Genomic DNA, 22,944 nt, shown 5'->3' with positions numbered 1-22,944 from the left:
AGCCGTAATAAATTAATGACGAAGCCGAAAAGTCTTACGCCATTCTGCCGGACTCACGCCAAAACGCGCCTTAAATTGCTGGCGCCAGGTCACCGCAGAGTTAAACCCTACCAGCTCTGCCACGCTTTCAATGGGCATATTCCCGGCTTCTAACAATATCTGGCTGCGCCGCAGGCGCTCGGTGGTCAGCCAGTCAGCCACGCTCATTCCGGTGGCTTTTACAAAATGGCGGGTAAGCGTGCGGCGGCTCATCGATACCACCTCTGCCAGCGAGTCCAGATTATGCGGTTCGGCAATGTGCTGCTGGAGATAGTCAATCAGGGAGTTGATTCGTCCGTCACGGGTATCTTTCGGTACCGGCTGGGCAATAAACTGTGCCTGCCCCCCCTCGCGGTGTGGCGGTACGATCATACGGCGGGCAATCTGGTTAGCGACCACGCTGCCAAAGCGCTGGCGGATGATGTACAGGCAGCAGTCAAGCGCGGCAGCAGTACCCGCAGAGGTGATGATATTGCCGTCATCGACGTAGAGCGCATTGATATCCAGCTTTACGTCCGGGAAAAGCGTCTGAAACTGATGTTCAAACTCCCAGTGCGTGGCCGCGCGTTTACCGTCGAGAATGCCCGCATAACCCAGCACAAACGACCCCAGACAAAGCCCGACGATCTCCGCCCCGTTGTCTCTGGCCTGGACCAGGCTGTCGAGAAGCGTCTGGGGCGGGCGTTGCTGGACATGCTGCCAGTAAGGCACCACGACGATATCTGCCTGGCCGATGGCGGAGAAATCGTGAGTCGCGTTAAGCGCAAACCCGTCTTTGGATGTCAGTAATCCGGGTTTTTCGGCGCAGATCAACACACTAAAGCGCTTTTCGCCGGATACCGTATCACCAAACAAAATGCAGGGAACGGAGTAGTGGAACGGGCTGAACCCGTCTACCGCAACAATCGCGACGTTGATTAGCGCCATGTATCTCTCCTTTCCCCTGGTGATGCTCAGAATATAACGGTTTCACCATCCTCGGGAATGCTCACCGCATCTCCAATCAGGTTCGCGTCAACGTACTCACGCAGCGCATGGCGGGTCAACAGACAGTGGTTGATGGCCTCCATATGGGTCGCCACAATTTTCGCCTGCGGCAGCAGGAAGTGGACGTTGAGCACATCTTCCTGGCCCATGATAATCGGCCCAAACCCGATGACGTGAGCATAGCCCGCGTTAAGCACCACCACATCCGGCTGATGCTTATGCAGATCGGCTGCCACTTCATCACGCCAGATGGTATCCCCGACAATGTAGAGCGTCTTCTCATCAGGATGACGTAAAACCACGCCACAGGCTTCACCCAGCCGTTCCGCCAGCTCCGGCACGGCGTAAGCACGATCGGTACCGTGCTGGCCGCCGCGGGTTTTCGCGATCCGGATATCGCCAAACGCCGTCTCCTCGGTCATCACCGTCAGGTGGGTAAATCCCTGGCTGCGCAGCAGCGCGGCGTCGCTGTCGTTCTGCACAAAGACAGGTTTATCTTTGCCGATCAGTTCGACAGCGGCGCGATCCCAGTGATCGTCATGGGTATGGGTGACGATCACCGCATCCGCCTCAAGCAACGTGTTGACGTCAACGGGAAGCTCGACCATCGGGTTGCGGATCTCCGCGTGCGCCGTGCCGGGGAAGCCCGGATAAGCGCCCTTCGGGGCCAGCATTGGGTCGATTAAAAAGCGTTTCCCGGCGTAGGTAATCAGCTGAGTGGCATTACGAATCTGGGTGATGTTCATGGGTATTCTCCTCATAGTGTGAAGAGGAGAATAGCCCGATGCCGCGCGTAACAATGTGGGCCACAGGGCGATGATCGATGAAATCGGGTCAACGTTATCGCATCCGCAACGCATCCACCACCAGCGAAAAGGCCGGCGACGGCTGCTTTCGGCTCGGGTAGTAGAGATAATACCCCGGGAAGGGCAGACACCAGGGTTCCAGCACGCGGATTAACCGGCCTTCAGCAATATGATCGCCAAACTCGTCTTCGGGCAGGAAAGCAATCCCGAATCCCGCCAGGGCAGCTTCGACAATATGCCAGGAAGTATTAAAGGTCAGCTGGCCATTCACGCGCACGTTCAGATCGCCACCGTCCTGATCAAAATCCCAGACGTAAATCCCGCCGGATTTAATCATCCTCTGGTTAATACACTGGTGCTGCGTCAGCTCATGCGGCGTTTGCGGAACAGGATGACGGGCGAAGTAGTCCGGCGAGGCGACCGCGGCCATACGCAACTGCGGGCCTATCGGCAACGCGATCATGTCTTTATCGATAGTATCTCCCATTCGAACGCCCGCATCGAAGCGGTCGGCAACGATATCGCGAAAACCGTGATTGGCGTCGAACTCGATGTGAATGTCGGGGTATTGCCGCAAAAGTGGCGTCAACTTAGGCAACAGGGTGCGCGATAACACATCGGGTCCACAGGTGATCCTCACCGTGCCGGCGGGCTTGTCGCGAAGCTCCGTCAACATGTCCAGCTCCGCTTCGATTTCATCGAAACGGTTGCCAATGGCGTTGAGCAAGCGTTCGCCGGCTGCGGTGGGGGAAACGCTGCGGGTGGTGCGGGTCAGCAGGCGGATCTGCATCCGGTTCTCCAGCCCGGTTATGGCCTGGCTTAACGCGGGCTGGGTCACGCCCAACTGTGCCGCGGCACGGGTAAAACTGCCCTCACGCGCCACGGTGACAAAAGCAAAAAGATCGTTCAGGTTACGCTTCATCACACCCTCATTTATAAGCCAAACTTATAAGCTCATTAAGCATTGATTAGCTAGTCAGAATACACCCGCCGTGTAAAATTTTCACTGTGACCTGACGTCAACCACATTCCAACCTTTCATCTGCATGCGTTATTCCCGTGAATAGCGCCCGGCCCCGGCTTGTCCGAATCTGGCCGAACGAATAACAAGGTAAACACGATGTCCGTTATGGTGAACGAAACATCAGCGCGCCAGTCCCGTGCCTGCTGGAGCGGCGTGCTGGCAATGACCCTCTGCGCTTTTACGCTGGTCGCCTCAGAATTTATGCCTGTAAGTCTGCTGACGCCCGTCTCGCGGGATCTCGCCGTCAGTGAAGGCCTGGCGGGCCTCGGGATCGCGATATCCGGCGCGCTGGCCGTATTGACCAGCCTGTTTCTCTCTTCTCTTGCGGGAGGCATTAACCGCAAATCGCTGCTGCTGGGCCTGACGGCGTTGATGGCCGTCTCCGGTCTGATTATCGCCGTGGCTGAGAGCTATCCCCTTTATATGCTGGGACGCGCACTGCTTGGCGTGGCCATTGGCGGCTTCTGGTCGCTCTCCGCGGCGACCGCAATTCGCCTTGTGCCACCGCATCAGGTTCAACGTGCGCTGGCCATTTTTAACGGTGGCAACGCCCTGGCGACCGTCGTTGCGGCTCCGCTCGGCAGCTGGCTGGGGGCGACAATCGGCTGGCGCGGTGCCTTTTACTGCCTGGTGCCCGTGAGCCTGCTCGCGTTTATCTGGCAGTGGTTCAGCCTGCCTTCCATGTCCGTGGAAAAGCGCACCGCGTCGTCCACCAGCGCCTTCGGCCTGCTGAAAAACCCTCTGGTGGCAAAAGGAATGGTCGCGTGCGGCGTCTTTTTCATGGGGCAGTTCGCGCTGTTTACCTACGTGCGTCCGTTCCTTGAAACCGTGACTTTCGCCAGCGCGACGCAGTTATCGTTAATCCTGCTGGTGATTGGCGTGGCGGGTTTTATCGGCACCCTGCTGATCGGCACGTTTCTGAGCCGCGGATTTTACACCACGCTGGTCGCCATTCCCGTGGTGATGGCGCTGATTGCCGCAGCACTGATGGCCTTCGGCCATCACCTTGCCGCCGTCACCGCCCTGCTCGGCCTCTGGGGACTGGTCGCGACGGCCGCCCCCGTCGGCTGGTGGACCTGGGTTGCCAGAACGCTTCCTGAAAATGCCGAAGCGGGTGGCGGACTGATGGTGGCAATGGTGCAGCTCTCCATTGCGCTCGGCTCCACGCTCGGTGGCCTGGCCTTTGACCACAGCGGCTGGCAAAGCACCTTTGCACTCAGCGGTGTACTGCTTATCGCCGCTGCCATGTTCACGTTTTACACCTCACACAACGACACACTTCACAGGAGTTAATCATGAGAAGATTCACCATGGCGCTCGGGCTGTTAGTCAGCGCCTTCGCCGCCAGCGCTGCCGATATGTCCCGGGGCGCAGATAATTTCTACAAAAGCGATAAGGTTACGCAGCAGAAGGTGACCTTTAAAAACCAGTATCAGATGAACGTCGTCGGCAATCTGTATCGGCCAAAAGAGGCGGATAAAAACGCCAGACTGCCGGCGATCGTGGTCGGCCATCCGATGGGCGCGGTGAAAGAGCAAAGCGCCAGTCTCTATGCGCAAAAGCTCGCGGAACAGGGCTTTGTCACCCTGGCGATTGATCTCTCATTCTGGGGGGAAAGCGAAGGTAAACCGGGGCATCTGATCTCACCAGAAATCTATTCCGATGATTTCAGCGCGGCCGTGGATTATCTGAGCACTCAGTCCTTTGTCGATCCGCAGCGCATCGGGGTGCTGGGCATTTGCGGCAGCGGCAGCTTCGTTATTAGCGCGGCGAAAATTGACCCGCGCATGAAAGCGATCGCCACCGTCAGCATGTATGACATGGGCTCCGCCTTCCGCAACGGTCTCAACCATTCCGTGACGGTTGAACAGCGTAAAGCGATGATTGCCTCTGCCGCTGAGCAGCGTCTGAAAGAGTATCAGGGTGCAGAGACAGCCTACATTCCCGGGACGGTAAATAAGCTGGATGATTCTACGCCGGCTATCCAGCGTGAGTTCTTCGATTTCTATCGCACCGAACGCGGCGGGTACACGCCACAGGGCGAGGAAGAGGCGCTGACGACGAAACCGATGATGAGCAGCATCGGTAAGTTTATGAACTTCTATCCGTTCAACGATATCGAAACCATTTCACCGCGTCCGATGCTGTTTATCACGGGTGATAAAGCGCATTCGAAAGAGTTTAGCGAAGACGCCTATAAACGCGCCGGTGAACCGAAAGAGCTGTATATCGTGCCGAATGCAGGCCACGTTGACCTGTATGACCGCACGGATCTGATCCCGTTTGCAAAACTGGCCTCGTTCTTTAAAGCCAACCTGAAATAACCCGGTAAGGCGTATAACACCCTGTTATACGCCTTTGTCCTGACTACCAGCCCGGCACCGCGCCACCGTTAAAGAGAGTCTCTGCGGCCTTCGCCACTTCCGGCGACTGATACGACTGGATAAATTCCTTCACGTTTTCCGCGTCTTTGTTGTCTTCCCGCGTCACCACGATGTTCACATACGGCGAGTTTTTATCTTCAATAAACACGCTGTCATGCACCGGCGACAGCCCGGTTTGCTGGAGATAGGTGGTGCTGATAATGGCAACATCCACTTTCGGATCATCCAGCACGCGCGGCAGTTGCGCCCCTTCCAGCTCCATAATGTTCAAATGCTTCGGATTGGCGGTGATATCCAGCGCCGTCGGCAGCAGGCCAACGTCCGGCTTCAGGGTAATCAGCTTCTCTTTTTGCAACAGCAGCAGTGCGCGGCCAAGGTTGGTCGGATCGTTTGGAATGGCGATGGTCGCGCCGTCCTTCAGCTCAGACACGGATTTGATCTTGCGGGAGTAGCCGGCCATCGGGAAAACAAAGGTATTCGCTACAGCAACCAGCTTGTAGTGATGCGCCTTGTTATCTTCTGCCAGGAACGGGCGATGCTGGAAGACATTGGCATCAAGATCGCCCTGACTGGTGGCATCATTGGGCAACAGCGAGCCGCTGAACCCCACCAGTTCCACATCCAGACCGTATTTCTCTTTCGCCACTTTTTTAGCGACTTCCGCGACATCCTGCTCAGCGCCGTTAATCACGCCGACTTTGATGTGTTTGGCATCGCTGCCGCCTTGATCGCAACCTGCCAGCAGCAGGCCCGCGAGAACCAGAGCACCCAATCGAAGTTTCACGAGACATATCCTTTTGATAAACGTTTCAGTGACTATATCGACAACGGTACGGCTGGCTAAAAAACGAAAAAGCATCAATAAGACGGATAAGTTATATGTGCGGGGGCGCTATTGATCCGACCTGAGCATGCCCGCACGGCGTAACGGCGTTTCACGTAAAAACCACGACAGTACAAACGCCAGCACCATAATGCTTGCCGCCAGCAGGAACACCGCGTGAATGGCTGAGCCAAACGCATCAAGGTAATCGAGCCGCAGGGCCTCTGGCAGCCGGTGAATGGCCGCTGGATTGAGCTCATGCGGTAACTCCGCCCCTTGCGGTAAACGGTCCATCAGACCCGATTGCAAAACGTGGGTGAAGACCGCGCCAAACAGCGCGACGCCGATGGCCCCGCCAATGGAACGAAACAGCGTGACCCCGGAAGTCGCTACCCCGTATTGATCGGCAGAGACGCTGTTCTGCACGGCCAGCACCAGTACCTGCATGACCAGCCCCAGACCCATCCCCAGCACGCCGGTAAAAATGTACAGCTGCCAGGTCGGCGAGTGGATCGAGATACGCGTCAGCAGCACCATGCCCACCACGCCAAGCAGCGTACCGGCGATCGGAAACAGACGGTATTTTCCGGTACGGCTGATAATCCGCCCGCTGATGATCGAGGTTAGCAGCAGTCCGCCCATCAGCGGGATCAGCTGCAGACCGGCCTGAGTCGGCGTGGCGTCTTTCACAACCTGCAGATAGAGCGGCAGGAAGGTGACCGAGCCAAAGAGCGACATCCCGATAATAAAGCCAATCAGGCTGCAGAGCAGAAAACTGCGATCGCGGAACAGCGAGAGCGGAATGATCGGCTCCCAGGCCAGACGCTCCTCATAGATAAACCCGGCGATACCCGTCAGGCCAAAGGCCAGAATGCACCACAGCTGCGGGTCGTTCCACTGGCGTATCGTCCCGCCTTCAGTAGTAAACAGGATGATACACAGCAGCGCCATGCTGAGATAAATCGCCCCCAGATAATCAATCTCGTGCTTGTTGCGCCGTGCGCTGCCGTGGAACACCGCGCCTATCACCAGCAGGGCAAAGAGACCGAGCGGCAGGTTGATATAAAAAATCCAGCGCCAGGAGGCGTGCTGCACGATAAACCCGCCGATAAGCGGCCCGATCACCGTCGCCAGACCAAATACGCCGCCAAACAGCCCCTGATAGCGGCCACGCTCCGCAGGCGGAATAACGTCCGCCACGGCGGCCATACTGATGACCATCAGACCGCCGCCGCCCAGCCCTTGCAGGCCGCGCATCAGCACCAGTTGGGTCATGTTTTGCGCCAGACCGCAGAGCACCGACCCCGCCAGAAACAGCACAATAGCGATTTGAAGGACGATTTTACGCCCAAACAGATCGCCGAATTTTCCGTACAGCGGCACCACAATGGTCGAGCTGAGGATATAGGCCGTCACCACCCAGGAGAGCTTATCCAGGCCACCCAGTTCCCCAACGATGGTGGGCAACGCCGTGGAAACAATCGTCTGGTCCAGCGCCGAAAGCAACATCACCAGCAGCAACGCGCTGAACAACAGCTTTATCGACGGCGCGTTTTGCGCAGGTTGAGTCATTACGTCGGACTCCATAAGAGATCGCTTGAAATTAATTAACTGGATAATTAATATTTAAGTAAGTGATGAATAAGATCAAGAGATCCTGCGACTATGCCAGCACATAAGGACAATTCTGAACCGCGCCGCCCCGGTCGACCACGCGGCGGAAAGCGGGCAACCGCCAGCCGCGAACAGCTGCTGGATATTGCGTTGAGCCTCTTTTCCCGCCAGGGAATCGCTCAAACCTCGCTGAACGCCATCGCCAAAGAAGCGGGCGTAACGCCAGCGATGCTGCATTACTACTTCAATTCACGAGAACAATTGCTCGACGCGATGATTGAGGAGCGCTTCCTGCCCTTACGTAACCGGATCGGCGCAATTTTCGCCGAAAACCCCGACTCGCCGGTCAACGCATTAACGCAAATGGTGAAGGTACTGGCCGAGCTGGCGGAGCAGCACCGCTGGTTTGCCCCGCTGTGGATGCAGGAGGTCATCGGGGAGATGCCTGTACTGCGCACGCATCTGCACGCGCGGTTCGGTGACGACAAATACCAGGCAACGCTCGCCACCCTTAAACGCTGGCAGCAGGAAGGGCAACTGAACCGGGCACTCGCGCCAGAACTGCTGTTCACCACGCTGCTAAGCCTGGTGCTGGTGCCGTTCTCAAGAATGCGCAACGACGAGAGGCTACACGCCCTCTCGCCAGAGATCATTGTGCGTCATGCGCTGGCCGTGATGGGCAACGGCATCGGCGGTTAAAGGGATTTGGTCAGATAATGCCTTTGCATACCCGGGTACGGATAATCCGGCAACGACATCTGCAGCTGATAGCCCTGCTTTTCATAGAATGGACGTGCCTGGAAGCTGACCGTATCCACCAGCGCATGGGTGCAGCCTTTGCGTCGGGCTTCGTCTTCTGCCGTTTTGATAAGCTGGCTGCCGACGCCCGATCCCCGCACGGTGTCGCTGACCCACAGAAAATCGATGTTTAGCCAGTCGCCTTTGCGCACGCCAATTAACCCACCCAGCATCACGCCCTTATCGTCTCGCACATAAACGCCAATGTCGCCGCTAAAGTTTGAGAGATCTAAAAATTGTCCGTTGTAGGCGCGAAGCCCTGTTAATAATTCTTCTTTTTCATCGTGTGTGACGTTATCCGTCGTGCTCAGATGCATATTTTTCTCCTTATTTTCTGTGCAATCTTAATATTGCACAGCCTTTCCTTCATCAAAACTCCTTTTTTTCTCCATTCTTTAAACATTGAAATATTCATTCAATAAGTACTTAAAAAAAGTCTTTCCAATACGCGCCTGAAACGTATAATGAGAACGATCATTCTCACTTTTATAGGGTAACCGACGATGAGCACAAAACTGGAAGAACGCCAAAAGCAGCGTCAGGACGACATCATCGCTGCCGCGCGTCAGTGCTTTCGCGCCAGCGGTTTTCATGCGGCCAGCATGTCGCAGATCGCCAGTGAGGCAAAGCTCAGCGTCGGGCAAATCTACCGTTATTTCAGTAACAAAGATGCGATTATTGAAGAGATGATTCGCCGTATCATCGACTCACGCATCGAAGAGATTCAGGGTAAAACGCTGGTCGAGGGGATGCCTCAGGCGCTCGCCTGGCGACAGACCCTGAATGAAGATGACGATGCGCTGATGCTTGAGATGTCGGCTGAAGCCACGCGTAATCCCCAGGTGGCGGCCATGCTGGTCGAAGCGGAAAAGCGGATGTTTGCTAATGCCTGCGCACACCTGAAAAAACAGTTTCCCCACCTGAGTGATGATCATATTCGCTGCTGCGTGGAGATTACTGCGGTAATGATTGAGGGGTCTATTTACCGTCGACTCACCCCCTTAAACGTACCCTCTGAACAATTAGAGCCTCTTTACCAAAATATTTTAAATATGCTTTTCTCTGCGAAGTAATCGCATGTGAATAATTAGCGGGAAGACGTTATTCCCTTATTAACATTTCCGGCTCTGCCGGAGATGCGGTATCGCTGTGCCTTTAAATAGCCCCCTTCCTTGTTAAGCCATTAACAGGGCAGGCATCGTTCACCCTGGAAAAAATTATGAAAGCCATAACAACCTCCATCGCAGCATTATTCCTCCTGACGGGGTGCGATAATGCACAAACATCTGCTCCTCAACATCCCCTCCCGCAAGTGGGGATTGTTACGCTCCTGAGCCAACCCGTTTCCGTGGTCAGTGAACTGACCGGACGCACCACGGCCGCCATGAGCGCGGAAGTGCGTCCTCAGGTGGGCGGCATTATTCAGAAACGGCTCTTTACCGAAGGCGATACCGTGCAAGCCGGACAGGCGCTGTATCAAATTGACCCTTCCAGCTACCGCGCCGCCTACGATGAGGCCGCCGCAGCCCTGAAACAGGCGCAGGCGCTGGTGCAGGCCGATTGCCAGAAAGCTCAACGCTATACACAACTGGTGAAAGACGACGGCGTATCGCGTCAGGATGCCGAAGATGCAAAGTCCACCTGCGCGCAGGACAAGGCCAGCGTGGAGTCGAAAAAAGCAGCCCAGGAAAGCGCGCGCATTAACCTCAACTGGACCACGGTGACCGCCCCGATTGCCGGACGTATTGGCATCTCTTCGGTCACCCCCGGCGCACTGGTCACTGCCCAGCAAGAGACCGCACTCGCCACCATTCGCGGCCTGGACAATATGTACGTCGATTTAACCCGCTCCAGCGCCGATCTTCTGCGATTACGCAAACAAACGCTTGCCAGCAACAGCGAGACATTGAGCGTGTCGTTGATCCTTGAAGATGGCAGCACCTATCAGGAAAAAGGCCGTCTGGCCCTGACTGAAGTGGCAGTGGACGAATCCACCGGGTCGGTCACACTGCGCGCCGTCTTCCCCAACCCGCAGCATCAGCTTCTGCCCGGGATGTTTGTTCGCGCCAGAGTGGATGAAGGGGTAATGAGCGAGGCCATCCTCGCCCCGCAGCAGGGAATTACCCGTGATGCCAAAGGCAACGCCACCGCGTTGGTGGTGGGGGCCGGCAATAAGGTGGAACAACGTCAGCTGGAAACGGGTGACACCTACGGTGACAAATGGCTGGTGCTGAGTGGGCTGAAGGCTGGCGATAAGCTGATTGTGGAGGGCACCGATAAAGTGACCGCCGGTCAGCAAGTTAACGCCGAAGAGATGAAAACCGCGGGAGGAAACGCCTGATGTTTTCCCGCTTCTTCGTGCGTCGCCCGGTTTTTGCCTGGGTGATTGCTATTCTGATTATGCTCGCCGGGGTGCTGGCGATCCGTACCCTGCCCGTCGCGCAGTATCCCGACGTCGCCCCGCCGTCGATAAAAATCTCTGCCACCTACACTGGCGCGTCGGCACAGACTCTGGAAAACAGCGTCACCCAGGTCATTGAGCAACAGCTGACCGGGCTGGATAACCTGCTCTATTTTACCTCCACCAGCAGTTCGGACGGCTCGGTAAGCATCACCGTCACGTTCGAACAGGGAACTGACCCGGATACCGCGCAGGTTCAGGTGCAGAACAAAGTTCAGCAGGCCGAGTCGCGCTTGCCGACCGAGGTACAGCAGGCCGGCATTACGGTGCAAAAATCGCAGAGTAACTTCCTGCTGATCATGGGCGTGTACGATAAAACCGACCATGCCAGCAGTTCGGATATCGCCGACTGGCTGGTGAGTAATATGCAGGATCCGCTGGCACGCGTAGAAGGCGTCGGCAGCCTGCAGGTGTTTGGTGCGGAATACGCCATGCGCATCTGGCTTGACCCGGCAAAGCTGGCGTCGTACTCGCTGATGCCATCCGACGTTCAGAGCGCTATTGAAGCGCAGAACGTGCAGGTTTCCGCCGGTAAAATCGGCGCGTTACCCGCGTCCGGTACCCAGCAGTTGACCGCCACCGTGCGTGCCCAGTCGCGCCTGCAGACGGTCGATCAGTTTAAAAATATCATCGTTAAGAGCCAGTCCAGCGGCGCAGTGGTGCGTATCGGCGACGTGGCGCGCGTGGAGATGGGCAGCGAGGATTACACGGCTACCGCCAGGCTGAATGGCCACCCGGCAGCCGGTATGGCGGTGATGCTCTCGCCGGGCGCAAATGCGCTCAATACCGCCACCGCGGTGAAAGATAAAATTGCCGAATTCAAACGGGCAATGCCGGAAGGCTATGACGTGGCCTATCCGAAAGACAGCACCGAGTTCATTAAGATCTCGGTGGAAGATGTGATTCAGACGCTGTTTGAGGCCATTATCCTCGTGGTAGTGGTGATGTATCTGTTTCTGCAGAACATTCGCGCCACGCTCATCCCCGCGCTGGCGGTGCCGGTGGTTCTGTTGGGCACCTTTGGCGTGCTGGCGCTGTTCGGTTATTCCATTAATACCCTGACGCTGTTTGCGATGGTGCTGGCGATAGGTCTGCTGGTCGATGACGCCATCGTGGTAGTGGAAAACGTCGAGCGCATTATGCGCGATGAAGGTCTGCCCGCCCGCGAAGCCACCGAAAAATCGATGGGCGAAATTTCCGGTGCGCTGGTCGCCATTGCGCTGGTGCTTTCCGCCGTGTTTCTGCCGATGGCCTTCTTCGGCGGCTCAACCGGCGTCATCTACCGCCAGTTTTCGGTCACCATTATCTCAGCGATGATCCTCTCGGTGGTGGTGGCGCTGACCCTGACACCCGCGCTCTGCGGCTCGGTACTGCGCCATACGCCTCCTCACAAAAAAGGGTTCTTCGGCGCATTTAACCGCTTCTACAGTAAGACCGAGCATGGCTACCAGAATAAAGTCCTGCGCGCGCTGCGCCGCTCCGCGGGCATGCTGGTGGTCTACGCCCTGCTCTGTGGCGCGATGGCCGTGGCAATGCTGAAGCTGCCCGGCAGCTTCCTGCCCACGGAGGACCAGGGTGAAATCATGGTGCAGTACACCCTGCCTGCCGGTGCGACAGCGGTACGTACCGCGGAGATCAGTCGTCAGGTTCGCGAGTGGTTCCTCACTAAAGAGAAAGCCAACACCGATGTGATTTTTACGGTCGAGGGCTTTAGCTTTAGCGGCAGCGGCCAGAATGCCGGGATGGCGTTTGTCTCCCTGAAAAACTGGTCCGAGCGTAAAGGCGACGAGAACACCGCTCAGGCGATTGCCCTGCGCGCCACTCAGGAACTCGGCTCCCTTCGCGATGCCACCGTTTTTGCCATGACGCCCCCGGCCGTAGACGGCCTCGGCCAGAGCAACGGTTTTACCTTCGAGCTCATGGCCAGCGGTAGCACCGATCGCGACATGTTGCTGAAGATGCGTAATCAGCTGATCGGCCAGGCGAATCAGGACACCTCCCTGCATGCCGTTCGCGCCAATGATTTGCCGCAGATGCCACAGCTGCATGTGGATATCGACAACAACAAAGCCGTATCGCTGGGGCTTTCCCTGAGCGACGTCACCGATACCCTCTCCAGCGCCTGGGGCGGAACCTACGTGAATGACTTTATCGATCGGGGCCGCGTGAAAAAGGTCTACATCCAGGGAGACAGCGATTACCGCGCCGTGCCTTCCGATCTCAACAAATGGTACGTGCGCGGCAGCGACAGCACCATGACGCCGTTCTCCGCTTTCGCCACTACGCGCTGGGAGTATGGCCCGGAGAGTCTGGTGCGCTACAACGGCTCGGCGGCCTATGAAATTCAGGGCGAGAACGCCAGTGGTGCCAGCTCCGGTACGGCGATGACCCGGATGGAACAGCTGGCGAACAACCTGCCATCCGGCACAACCTGGGCGTGGAGCGGGTTGTCGTTACAGGAGAAACTGGCAAGTGGTCAGGCGATGAGCTTGTATGCCCTCTCCATCCTGGTGGTATTCCTGTGCCTGGCCGCGCTGTATGAGAGCTGGTCGGTGCCGATTTCAGTCATTCTGGTGATCCCGCTTGGGGTGCTGGGTGCGGCGCTGGCCGCCTCGCTGCGCGGGCTGAGCAACGACGTCTATTTCCAGGTGGCACTGCTGACCACCATCGGCCTGTCGTCGAAAAACGCCATTTTGATCGTTGAGTTTGCGGAGGCGAAAGTCGCGGAAGGTTACTCCCTGACGCGTGCCGCGCTGCGTGCGGCTCAGACGCGACTGCGTCCGATCATCATGACGTCGCTGGCGTTTATCGCCGGGGTAACACCGCTGGCCGTCGCCACCGGTGCAGGCGCCAACAGCCGCGTGGCGATTGGGACCGGCATCATCGGCGGGACGCTCGCGGCAACGCTGCTGGCCATCTTCTTTGTTCCATTATTCTTCGTACTGGTGAAACGTCTCTTCTCCGGTAAGCACGCAAACCGGAGGTCATAATGTTTCGTGTATCTGTTTTAGTGTTGGCACTGCTGAGCGCAGGTTGTGTTTCGTTAGACCCTACCTATCAGCGTCCTGACGCGCCCGTCCCGGCCACGTTGCCGGGCACCCACGGCGAAGCCACCGCCGTGGTCAGCCAGTGGCAGCAGGTGATGAACGATCACCGCCTGAACAGGGTGGTAACAATGGCACTCACCAGCAACCGCGATGTGCAAAAAGCGATTGCTGATATCGACGCCGCCCGCGCCCAGTATGGTGAGACGCGCTCGTCTCTGTTCCCGTCGGTGGATGCCAGCCTGAGCCATACCCGCAGCCGCACGCTGGCCAGCGGCGTGAGCACCAGCGATGAGGCTAACGGCACCGTCTCCAGCTTCGAGCTGGATCTGTTTGGTCGTAACCAGAGCCTCTCGCGCGCCGCGCGTGAAACCTGGCTTGCCAGCGAGTTCACGGCGCAGAACACGCGCCTGACAATGGTCAGCGAGCTGACCACCGCCTGGATTACTCTGGCGGCAGATAACAGCAATCTGGCGCTGGCAAAATCCACTCAGGAGAGCGCAGCGAACTCGCTCAAGATTGTGCAGCGTCAGCAGGACGTCGGGGTCGCCGCCGCAACGGATGTCAGCGAAGCAATGGCGGTTTATCAGCAGGCCCGCGCCAGCGTCGCCAGCTATCAGACGCTGGTGATGCAGGACAAAAACGCCCTGAATTTGCTGGCGGGCGAGACGGTACCGGAAAACCTGCTACCCGGTACGCTGGAGAGCCTGAGCGATAACGCCATCACTCTGATCCCGGCGGGCGTTAGCTCCGCCACGCTGCTGCGTCGCCCGGATATTCAGGAGGCTGAACATAACCTGTTGAGCGCGAATGCCAACATCGGTGCTGCGCGCGCCAACTTCTTCCCGACGATTTCGCTTACCGCCAGCGCCGGGGTCGGCAGCGATTCGCTCTCGTCATTGTTCAGCCACGGCATGAAGGTCTGGTCGTTCGCGCCGTCCATCTCCCTGCCGCTGTTCAGCGGCGGCAATAACATGGCGCAACTGCGCTATGCCGAAGCGGAGAAAAAAGGGCTGATTGCCACCTATGAGAAAACCATCCAGAGCGCGTTCAAAGATGTAGCCGATGCGCTGGCGCGCCGCGAAACCCTGAGTGAAGAGCTTGATGCGCAACGTGAATACGTGGCGGCAGAGCAAAAAACGCTGGATGTGGCAACGCGCAGCTATCAGGTGGGTGCGGGTGATTACCTGACCGTTCTCACCGCGCAGCGCGCCCTGTGGTCGGCACGGGCATCATTGATTGCCCTGCAGCAGACCGACTTTGAAAACCGTATTACGCTGTGGCAGTCGCTGGGGGGAGGGATTCAATAACCGCCGGTCCAGGTGCAGGTGCAGGTGCAGGTGCAGGTGCAGGGTTCTCATACGCAGGAAGACAAAAATTCATACTTTCGGCTGGCGTCGCTACACTGAATGTAACGATATATTTCATGGGAAGCCTGTGACGTCTAAAGGGGATTTTGATGAAAGCTGCACACCTGGTTTGCCTGCTCGTTTGTCTGCTCTTCGCCGCGTTTGTCCATGCCCAGGAAAAAGACGATCCCGTGAAAGAGGCCCAGATAAAGCAGCAGATCCTTAAAGATGTGAAGAAGGCCTGCACGCCCCAGAAAAAGCAGAGCGATAAAGCCTGGCAGGCGATGATTTTGTCGTCTGAGGCCAATCAACTGTTGATCAAAAACGCCATCACGGCCGTGAAGCGCGACAATCTGGATGCTTACTGGGACGCGGTCAGTCAGGTAGATTGTATGGAAGATTATTAAGCGTGAAGCCGGGCTTCACGCTTTTTTTTAGCGCTTTCGTACATCCGGAATAATCAAATCCCCGCGCAGAACATAGGACCCCAGCATCTGCGTTTTCTCCGTCAGCCAGCCCACAATACGTGCCGCCATAGCATCCATTGAGTATTCAATGGCCGGGATCACCGGGATACCCGGCAGATGCAGCGATCCGGCAAGGCTAAAGACCATAATGTCGTCCGGTACGGATTTATTAAACGCCTGCAGCTGCGGGATCACCCGCTGAGCTTCCTGTTCGTCCGCCACCAGCAGCGCGTTAAAATTCAGCGTGCTCGCATTGTTAAGCAACTCCTGCAGCGCAACGGATGAGGAGGTGGCATCCATAAAGACGAGGTTGCGATTAAAGGGCAGGAAATTTTTCTCCAGCGCGTGTTTATAGCCCAGCAACACCTGGTCGGCGAAACCGCTGCCTTGCGGATGGATCAGGGCTATCTGGCGTCGCCCCTGGCTGGTCAGATAGTTACAGGCGGTTTCGGCGGCAAAGGCGTGATCGAACTGGATGCTGTTGGAATTATCGGACTCCATACAGTCAACGAGAATGACATTGTCCATCTCGACGTCCAGTGGGAAACGCGCGCCAATCACCAGGATGTCATCACATAACCCACAGGAAAGTTCTTCCAGGGCGTGCATCACTTCAGCTTTGGTATGCGCGAAGCGCAACAGCAGATGTTTTTGATGCTGGCTGAGGTGCTTTTCCAGCGCGTAAAGATAACCGGTGGTCTGGTTAATATTCTCCTGCGCGCAAATCACCCCAATACACCCCGTCGACTGGCTCAGCAGCGACTGCGCAATTACATTGGGCCGGTAGTTCAGTTCATCAACCGCTTTTAAAACGGCCTGGCGGCTGGCTTCCTTTACGCCACGCGACCCACTCAACACTCGCGATACCGTGGCTTTAGACACCCCGGCAAGACGTGATACATCATTGATTGTCGACATCTCTTTCCCCTGGCAGGCTTACTTCGCACCTGCAAATTCCATCACCGCTACGGCTCATATTATAGCCAGAATGGAGTATATCCTTTTCCGTTTTTCATGGAAACCGATTTTCCATTTCAACTCAAAATGATGTCAAAACGCGCAAATTATGTGACATGCATCTGGTTAATTAGCGTCATAAGTAGTGGATCTTGATGGTTGTCACACTTCTGTCTTTTATAAATGGAAACCGGTTTCCGTATAATGTCCAATCATCCTCGCAATAACTTTTTACATTTAGAGGATGGTTGTCGATGTTCAAGATTATGCTGTGTTGCTCTGCCGGGATGTCCACCAGCCTGCTGGTCAGCAAAATGGTCGATGTCGCGAAAGAGCGCGGGTTGCCGGTAAAAATAGACGCGTATGGCGTTTCCGAATTTGATACGCAGTTTCCGCAGTACCAGGTTGTCCTTCTCGGACCCCAAGTGAAGTACATGTTACAGACACTCTCAGACAAGGCGGCTACAAAGGGCATCCCGGTCCAACCCATCGACATGATGGATTACGGTATGCAACGTGGCGATAAAGTACTGGACTATGCTCTGTCGCTCATCGAAGCGGCACACTAAAAGGTGTTCACATGAGTTCGTTATATCAATCAATGGTCGCGGTTATTGAGCAGTCAATTACCCCGCTGGCCGCGAAGCTCGGCCAGCAAAAGTATGTGATTGCCATCCGCGACGGCTTTACCGCCGCGCTGCCGTTTATGATCATCGGCTCGTTTATGCTGGTGTTCATCTTCCCGCCCTTCTCCGCGGATACGACGAACAGCTTTGCCCGCGGCTGGCTGGATTTCTCCCAGACTTACCGTGAACAGCTGATGCTGCCGTTCAACCTCAGCATGGGCGTGATGACGTTCTTCATTTCGGTGGGGATTGGTGCAAGCCTGGGGCGTCAGTTTAACCTCGATCCGGTGATGTCCGGTCTGCTGGCCTTTATGGCCTTCCTGCTGGTGGCAGCTCCGTATGCCGACGGCAAGATCTCGACCCAGTACCTCTCCGGCCAGGGGATTTTCACCGCGCTGATCACCGCCATCTACTCCACCCGCGTGTATGCGTGGCTGAAGCAGAACAACGTGACAATCCGTCTGCCGAAAGAAGTGCCGACCGGTGTGGCGCGTTCGTTTGAGATCCTGATCCCGGTCATGGTGGTGATCGGTACCCTGCACCCGCTGAACCTGTTTATCGAAGCACAAACCGGGATGATTATCCCGCAGGCGATTATGCACCTGCTGGAACCGCTGGTCTCTGCGTCTGACTCCCTGCCTGCCATTCTGCTCTCCGTGCTGCTGTGCCAGATCTTCTGGTTTGCCGGTATCCACGGCTCGCTGATTGTCACCGGCATCATGAACCCGTTCTGGATGGCCAACCTGTCCGCAAACCAGGCGGCACTGGCGGCTGGCGCAGCGCTGCCACACGTTTACCTGCAGGGTTTCTGGGACCACTACCTACTGATTGGCGGCGTCGGCTCCACGCTTCCGCTGGCCTTCCTGCTGCTGCGCAGCCGCGTCACGCACCTGCGCACCATCGGCAAAATGGGCGTTGTGCCCAGCTTCTTTAACATCAACGAACCGATTCTGTTCGGCGCGCCAATCATCATGAACCCGATGCTGTTTATCCCGTTCGTGTTTGTTCCGCTTGTGAACGCCTGCCTGGCGTACGGCGCCACCAAAATGGGCTGGCTGGCACAGGTGGTGTCGTTAACCCCGTGGACGACCCCGGCCCCTATTGGCGCATCGTGGGCGGCAAACTGGGCGTTGAGCCCGGTGGTGATGTGTCTGGTGTGTATGGTGATGTCAGCGCTGATGTACCTGCCGTTCCTGCGTGCTTACGAGCGTACGTTGATGAAAAACGAAGAGCAGAAAGCCCAGGCAACCGTCGGTGCCGCTGAAACAGCAAGTCATTAAGTCAAAGAGGAAAGGTCATGAAATACGCATTTCCCGATAATTTCTGGTGGGGCAGCGCAAGCTCCGCCCTCCAGACCGAAGGGACACGAGAGGGTGAAACCACCTGGGATTACTGGTTTGCCCGCGAGCCGAACCGTTTTCATAATGGCGTGGGACCGCAGCACACCTCCACGTTTTATCAACACTGGAAAACGGACATTCAGCTGTTAAAGCAGCTGAACCACAACAGCTTTCGCACCTCGATTAGCTGGGCGCGCCTGATCCCCGACGGTATCGGTGAAGTGAACCCGGAAGCGGTCGATTTTTATCATCAGGTCATTGATGAGCTGATTGAACAGGGTATTACCCCGTTTATCACCCTGTTCCACTTCGACATGCCGATGGCGATGCAGGAGATTGGCGGCTGGGAAAACCGCAACGTGGTGGACGCTTACGCCCGTTATGCGCAGATTTGCTTCGATCTGTTTGGCGATCGCGTGCTGCACTGGTTTACCTTCAACGAGCCGATTGTGCCGGTGGAAGGCGGCTATCTGTACGATTTCCACTATCCCAACGTGGTGGATTTTCGTCGTGCGGTCACCGTGGCGTATCACACCGTGCTGGCGCATGCGCAGGCGGTACGCGCTTACCGTGCCGGGCACTACGCCGGGGAGATCGGTATCGTACTGAACCTGACGCCGTCCTATCCGCGCTCGCAAAACCCGGCTGACGTCAAAGCGGCACACATTGCGGACCTGATGTTTAACCGCAGCTTCCTTGACCCCGTCCTGCGCGGCGAATACCCGGCGGACCTGGTGGCGTTGCTGAAATCTTACGATCAGCTCCCCGCCTGCAAACCGGAAGACAGTTTCCTGATTGCGGAAGGAAAAATCGACCTGCTCGGCATTAACTATTATCAGCCGCGTCGCGTGAAATGCCGTGACAGTGCGGTGAACCCACAGGCACCGTTTATGCCGGAGTGGTTCTTTGATAATTACGAAATGCCTGGCCGCAAGATGAATCCATACCGTGGCTGGGAAATTTATGAGCCGGGTATTTACGATATTCTGATTAACCTGCGCGACAATTACGGTAACCCACGCTGTTTTATTTCTGAGAACGGTATGGGTGTCGAAAATGAACAGCGCTTTATTGAGAATGGTCAGATAAACGATCAATACCGCATCGATTTTATTTCCGAACATTTGGCCTGGCTGCATAAAGGTATTAGCGAAGGGTGCCAGTGTCTTGGCTACCATATGTGGACCTTTATTGATAACTGGTCGTGGTGTAATGCGTATAAAAATCGCTACGGATTTATCCAGCTCGATTTAACTACCCAGCAGCGCACCATCAAGAAAAGCGGCGAGTGGTTTGCCGCCACCGCATTAAATAACAGTTTTGACAGAGAGTCAGTGTAATGATCGCATTAGAAGAAGCCGTAATGGAAATTATCGTCAACGCCGGTCAGTCGCGTAGCCTGTGCTTTGAAGCTCTGCACGCGGCGCGTCAGGGCAACCTTGACGAAGCCAAAAGCCTGCTGCGCGAAGCCGATGGCTACGCGCGCCAGGCGCACAAAATGCAGACCAAACTGATCGAACAGGATGCGGGCGAAGCCCGCCAGCCGATGACCTTAATAATGGTTCACGCGCAGGATCATTTAATGAATTCCCTGCTGGCACGTGAATTATCCGAAGAAATAATCCATTTATATCAGAGATAATGTATGGCGAAAAAACGTTAATGTAATCACTCTGTACCTAAAATAGAAATCCACTTGTTCTGATGATAGCGACAAACTCTGTCAGATCGGAGCGGGATGGTTATTGTCTGAATAAAATTAAACTATATTGAGATAACCATGAATTATATTAAAAAACTTCCATTAACCATGGCGGTTGTCGCCGCGCTTTGCCCAATTTCTGTACTCGCACAAGAATTTACGCAAGAGCAAATCGACGCCATCGTGGCGAAAGCGGTAGACAAAGCGCTGGCCGAACGTCAGGCCAAAATGGACGCTGCCGTCGCGAAAAAAGCGGACGTGGTCACCGAACCGCAAAGCGCGGCGCAATCACCGGACCTCGCGATTCCGTTTGGGGTTAAATTTACCGGCTATGCCCGCTACGGCGCGCACTTCCAGGCAGCCGATCAGAAATACGTGGCAGTAGACGGTTCCTATAACGGCGCATCCGCAATCGGTCGTCTGGGTAACGAAGGCAACGGCGGTGAATTCCAGCTCTCCAAAGCCTTCAAGGGCGACAACGGTGCCATCTGGGACATCAACGTGATGATCGACCACTGGGGCGACGAGGTTAACCTGAAAAAAGCCTATGCCGGTGTGACCAACATTATGGCCTCCAACCCGAACGCCTATTTCTGGGCCGGCCGTGACTTCCACCAGCGTCCACAGCAGGGTATCAACGATTACTTCTGGATGAACCACGACGGCCAGGGTGCCGGGGTGAAGAACTTCGACATCGGCGGCGTGCAGTTTGACGTTGCCGCGGTGGCCGCGGTGGAATCCTGTAGTCCGGAAGTGATGGAAGATGAGGCGAACCCGTCGCGCATTACCTGTACCGGCGGTTCCGGCACGGGCGACAAAGGTAACTACGCTGCGACCTCAAAAATCCACGGCATGAAAGTCGGCCCGCTGGATCTGGAGCTGTACGCGAACTACGGTTTTGACTCCAAAGCCATTGAGAGTGAAGAGCGTCTGAAGGCCTGGCAGGGCGGCGTGGTGCTGAGCCACACCAACGACAGCGGCGTGAATAAGGTGATTGCCCGTTATTCTGATAACGCGGATAACAGCGTATTCAACAAAACCGAGGATCTGACCACGGTCTACGCCAGCTTCGAAGGGCTGTACAAATTCACCCAGGCCACGCAGGTGGAGTACATCCTCGCCTTCCACGACTACGACAACAGCCGCGATAAAACCGACAACCGTAAGAACTACAACGCCATCGTGCGCCCGATGCACTGGTGGAACGACGTTCACTCCACCTGGCTGGAAGCGGGCTGGCAGCACGTGGATTACGACAATGGCGGTGATAACAAAGGCTGGAAGCTGACCCTGTCGCAGAACATGTCTATCGCCATGGGGCCAGAGTTCCGCCCAATGCTGCGCTTCTACGTGACCGGCGGCAAAGTGGATAACGAACGCACCGCCCGTGTGAACGGTACAAAAGATGAGACGCTGGATGATTTCAACGTCGGCGCGATGTGGGAAGCGTGGTTCTAAGCAAGGTAAAAGCAAAACGGCAACGCACGTTGCCGTTTTTCGTGTTTGCACCCTCTCCCTGTGGGAGAGGGCCGGGGTGAGGGCATCAGGCCACACCGCACCCGGCAAGACCCATGTTATGCTACACAAAAAACAACATAACAGGGGAGAACATGGGTTCCACACGTAAAGGAATGCTCAACGTTCTGATCGCCGCCGTTTTATGGGGCAGCTCAGGGGTTTGCGCGCAGTACATCATGGAGAAAAGCCAGATCTCGTCCCCTTACCTGACGATGATTCGCCTGTTGTTTACCGGCGTCATCTTGCTGACCCTCTCCTTCGTTCATGGCGACAAGATTTTCTCAGTCATCAAACATCGTAAAGACGCCCTCAGCCTGCTGTTTTTCTCGCTGGTTGGTGCGCTCACCGTCCAGCTCACCTTCCTGCTGACGATTGAAAAATCCAACGCGGCGACGGCCACCGTGCTGCAGTTTCTCTCGCCAACGATCATTGTCGCCTGGTTCGCGCTGGCGAGGAAAAAACGTCCCGGCGTGTTTGTTTTATCCGCCATTTTGACGTCACTTGTCGGCACCTTCCTGCTGGTCACCCACGGCGATCCAACCTCGCTCTCCATCTCCCCTGCCGCCCTGTTCTTCGGTATCGCCTCGGCCTTTGCCGCCGCGTTTTATACAACCTACCCGTCGACGCTTATCGCCCGCTACGGCACGCTGCCGATTGTTGGCTGGAGTATGTTAATCGCGGGGGTCGTGCTGACGCCGTTCTACGCCGGACGCGGGACCACCTTCGTGATTGATGGCAGCCTGCTGCTGGCGTTTTTCTATCTGGTGGTGATTGGCACAGCGCTGACGTTCAGCCTGTATCTGAAAGGCGCGCAGATGATTGGCGGGCCGAAGGCGAGCATTCTGAGCTGTGCCGAGCCGCTGAGCAGCGCACTGCTGTCGGTGATTTTGCTTGGGGTGGCGTTTACGCTGCCGGACTGGCTGGGCACGCTGTTGATTGTGTCGTCGGTGGTACTGATTTCGATGGATTCGAGAAGACGGGTTCAGACATCGGCGTAGCCTGATA

At 56.3% G+C, this 22,944-nt stretch carries 21 protein-coding genes; 14 read left to right on the top strand and 7 right to left on the bottom strand.

All coding sequences use genetic code 11. From position 1 onward, the window contains the following. Positions 1 to 12: 12 nt before the first annotated feature. From JTA15_RS18130 to JTA15_RS18120, 3 genes are all read right to left on the bottom strand, one after another. Positions 13 to 966: a GlxA family transcriptional regulator gene (locus JTA15_RS18130; protein ID WP_047366254.1), complete on the bottom strand. Its 954-nt coding sequence runs from the start codon at positions 964 to 966 to the stop codon at positions 13 to 15. A 26-nt stretch (positions 967 to 992) separates the two neighbouring features. Beyond that, positions 993 to 1,772, bottom strand: a complete 780-nt coding sequence (locus JTA15_RS18125; protein WP_041162352.1) for an MBL fold metallo-hydrolase — start codon at positions 1,770 to 1,772, stop codon at positions 993 to 995. A 94-nt stretch (positions 1,773 to 1,866) separates the two neighbouring features. Next, positions 1,867 to 2,754, bottom strand: coding sequence for a LysR family transcriptional regulator (locus JTA15_RS18120; RefSeq protein ID WP_020882709.1), 888 nt, complete (start codon positions 2,752 to 2,754; stop codon positions 1,867 to 1,869). A 198-nt stretch (positions 2,755 to 2,952) separates the two neighbouring features. On the opposite strand from JTA15_RS18120, the gene JTA15_RS18115 reads away from it, so the two are divergent. Together JTA15_RS18115 and JTA15_RS18110 are read left to right on the top strand one after the other, a co-directional pair. Beyond that, positions 2,953 to 4,149, top strand: a complete 1,197-nt coding sequence (locus JTA15_RS18115) for an MFS transporter (RefSeq protein WP_219372569.1) — start codon at positions 2,953 to 2,955, stop codon at positions 4,147 to 4,149. A 2-nt stretch (positions 4,150 to 4,151) separates the two neighbouring features. Further along, positions 4,152 to 5,180 (top strand): alpha/beta hydrolase, encoded by a 1,029-nt coding sequence (locus tag JTA15_RS18110; protein ID WP_138013373.1) that lies wholly within the window; start codon positions 4,152 to 4,154, stop codon positions 5,178 to 5,180. Between the two features lie 43 nt (positions 5,181 to 5,223). On the opposite strand, the gene nlpA is transcribed toward JTA15_RS18110, so the two are convergent. Then, on the bottom strand, positions 5,224 to 6,024 hold the full coding sequence (gene nlpA, locus JTA15_RS18105) for a lipoprotein NlpA (RefSeq protein ID WP_020882712.1): 801 nt from the start codon (positions 6,022 to 6,024) through the stop codon (positions 5,224 to 5,226). 108 nt (positions 6,025 to 6,132) lie between these two features. After that, on the bottom strand, positions 6,133 to 7,650 hold the full coding sequence (locus tag JTA15_RS18100; protein WP_014168018.1) for an MDR family MFS transporter: 1,518 nt from the start codon (positions 7,648 to 7,650) through the stop codon (positions 6,133 to 6,135). A gap of 78 nt (positions 7,651 to 7,728) precedes the next feature. Between JTA15_RS18100 and JTA15_RS18095 the strand changes: the two genes are divergently transcribed. Then, positions 7,729 to 8,376 carry a TetR/AcrR family transcriptional regulator gene (locus tag JTA15_RS18095; protein ID WP_025206509.1) on the top strand — a complete coding sequence of 216 codons (648 nt, stop codon included), beginning with the start codon at positions 7,729 to 7,731 and terminating at the stop codon, positions 8,374 to 8,376. Here JTA15_RS18095 and JTA15_RS18090 read toward each other — a convergent pair. After that, a complete protein-coding gene (locus JTA15_RS18090) occupies positions 8,373 to 8,792 on the bottom strand; it encodes a GNAT family N-acetyltransferase (protein WP_014168016.1) in 420 nt (139 codons plus the stop codon). The genes JTA15_RS18095 and JTA15_RS18090 overlap by 4 nt on opposite strands. A gap of 186 nt (positions 8,793 to 8,978) precedes the next feature. Here JTA15_RS18090 and JTA15_RS18085 point away from each other — a divergent pair, with 186 nt between their 5' ends. The 5 genes from JTA15_RS18085 to JTA15_RS18065 all read left to right on the top strand — a co-directional run bounded on the left by JTA15_RS18085 (position 8,979) and on the right by JTA15_RS18065 (position 15,736). Further along, positions 8,979 to 9,548, top strand: a complete 570-nt coding sequence (locus JTA15_RS18085) for a TetR/AcrR family transcriptional regulator (RefSeq protein ID WP_014168015.1) — start codon at positions 8,979 to 8,981, stop codon at positions 9,546 to 9,548. 146 nt (positions 9,549 to 9,694) lie between these two features. Continuing rightward, positions 9,695 to 10,816, top strand: a complete 1,122-nt coding sequence (locus JTA15_RS18080) for an efflux RND transporter periplasmic adaptor subunit (protein WP_032679304.1) — start codon at positions 9,695 to 9,697, stop codon at positions 10,814 to 10,816. Beyond that, positions 10,816 to 13,926 (top strand): efflux RND transporter permease subunit, encoded by a 3,111-nt coding sequence (locus JTA15_RS18075; protein ID WP_138613047.1) that lies wholly within the window; start codon positions 10,816 to 10,818, stop codon positions 13,924 to 13,926. The genes JTA15_RS18080 and JTA15_RS18075 overlap by 1 nt, the downstream gene beginning before the upstream one ends. Then, positions 13,926 to 15,290, top strand: a complete 1,365-nt coding sequence (locus tag JTA15_RS18070; RefSeq protein WP_063214958.1) for an efflux transporter outer membrane subunit — start codon at positions 13,926 to 13,928, stop codon at positions 15,288 to 15,290. Before JTA15_RS18075 ends, JTA15_RS18070 begins: the two co-directional genes overlap by 1 nt. Before the next feature lie 149 nt (positions 15,291 to 15,439). Further along, positions 15,440 to 15,736 carry a YicS family protein gene (locus tag JTA15_RS18065; RefSeq protein WP_020882719.1) on the top strand — a complete coding sequence of 99 codons (297 nt, stop codon included), beginning with the start codon at positions 15,440 to 15,442 and terminating at the stop codon, positions 15,734 to 15,736. 27 nt (positions 15,737 to 15,763) lie between these two features. Here the strand turns inward: JTA15_RS18065 and JTA15_RS18060 are convergent, their stop codons facing one another. Continuing rightward, positions 15,764 to 16,714, bottom strand: coding sequence for a LacI family DNA-binding transcriptional regulator (locus tag JTA15_RS18060; RefSeq protein ID WP_014168010.1), 951 nt, complete (start codon positions 16,712 to 16,714; stop codon positions 15,764 to 15,766). A 293-nt stretch (positions 16,715 to 17,007) separates the two neighbouring features. Here JTA15_RS18060 and JTA15_RS18055 point away from each other — a divergent pair, with 293 nt between their 5' ends. From JTA15_RS18055 to JTA15_RS18030, 6 genes are all read left to right on the top strand, one after another. Further along, positions 17,008 to 17,322 (top strand): PTS sugar transporter subunit IIB, encoded by a 315-nt coding sequence (locus JTA15_RS18055; RefSeq protein WP_014830072.1) that lies wholly within the window; start codon positions 17,008 to 17,010, stop codon positions 17,320 to 17,322. A gap of 11 nt (positions 17,323 to 17,333) precedes the next feature. Next, positions 17,334 to 18,659, top strand: a complete 1,326-nt coding sequence (locus JTA15_RS18050; protein WP_014168008.1) for a PTS cellobiose transporter subunit IIC — start codon at positions 17,334 to 17,336, stop codon at positions 18,657 to 18,659. Positions 18,660 to 18,676: 17 nt separating this feature from the next. Next, positions 18,677 to 20,059: a glycoside hydrolase family 1 protein gene (locus JTA15_RS18045; protein ID WP_219372568.1), complete on the top strand. Its 1,383-nt coding sequence runs from the start codon at positions 18,677 to 18,679 to the stop codon at positions 20,057 to 20,059. After that, on the top strand, positions 20,059 to 20,361 hold the full coding sequence (locus tag JTA15_RS18040; RefSeq protein WP_014168006.1) for a PTS lactose/cellobiose transporter subunit IIA: 303 nt from the start codon (positions 20,059 to 20,061) through the stop codon (positions 20,359 to 20,361). Before JTA15_RS18045 ends, JTA15_RS18040 begins: the two co-directional genes overlap by 1 nt. Positions 20,362 to 20,499: 138 nt before the next feature. Further along, positions 20,500 to 21,879 (top strand): carbohydrate porin, encoded by a 1,380-nt coding sequence (locus JTA15_RS18035; RefSeq protein ID WP_014168005.1) that lies wholly within the window; start codon positions 20,500 to 20,502, stop codon positions 21,877 to 21,879. 152 nt (positions 21,880 to 22,031) lie between these two features. Continuing rightward, positions 22,032 to 22,937: a DMT family transporter gene (locus JTA15_RS18030; protein WP_020882723.1), complete on the top strand. Its 906-nt coding sequence runs from the start codon at positions 22,032 to 22,034 to the stop codon at positions 22,935 to 22,937. The last annotated feature ends 7 nt before the right edge of the window (positions 22,938 to 22,944 follow it).

Source organism: Enterobacter sp. BIDMC 29 (assembly GCF_019378755.1).
GTDB classification, from domain to species: domain Bacteria; phylum Pseudomonadota; class Gammaproteobacteria; order Enterobacterales; family Enterobacteriaceae; genus Enterobacter; species Enterobacter ludwigii.
The sequence above is the reverse complement of the archived record's forward strand: the minus strand, read 5'-3'. Positions and strand labels throughout refer to the sequence as shown.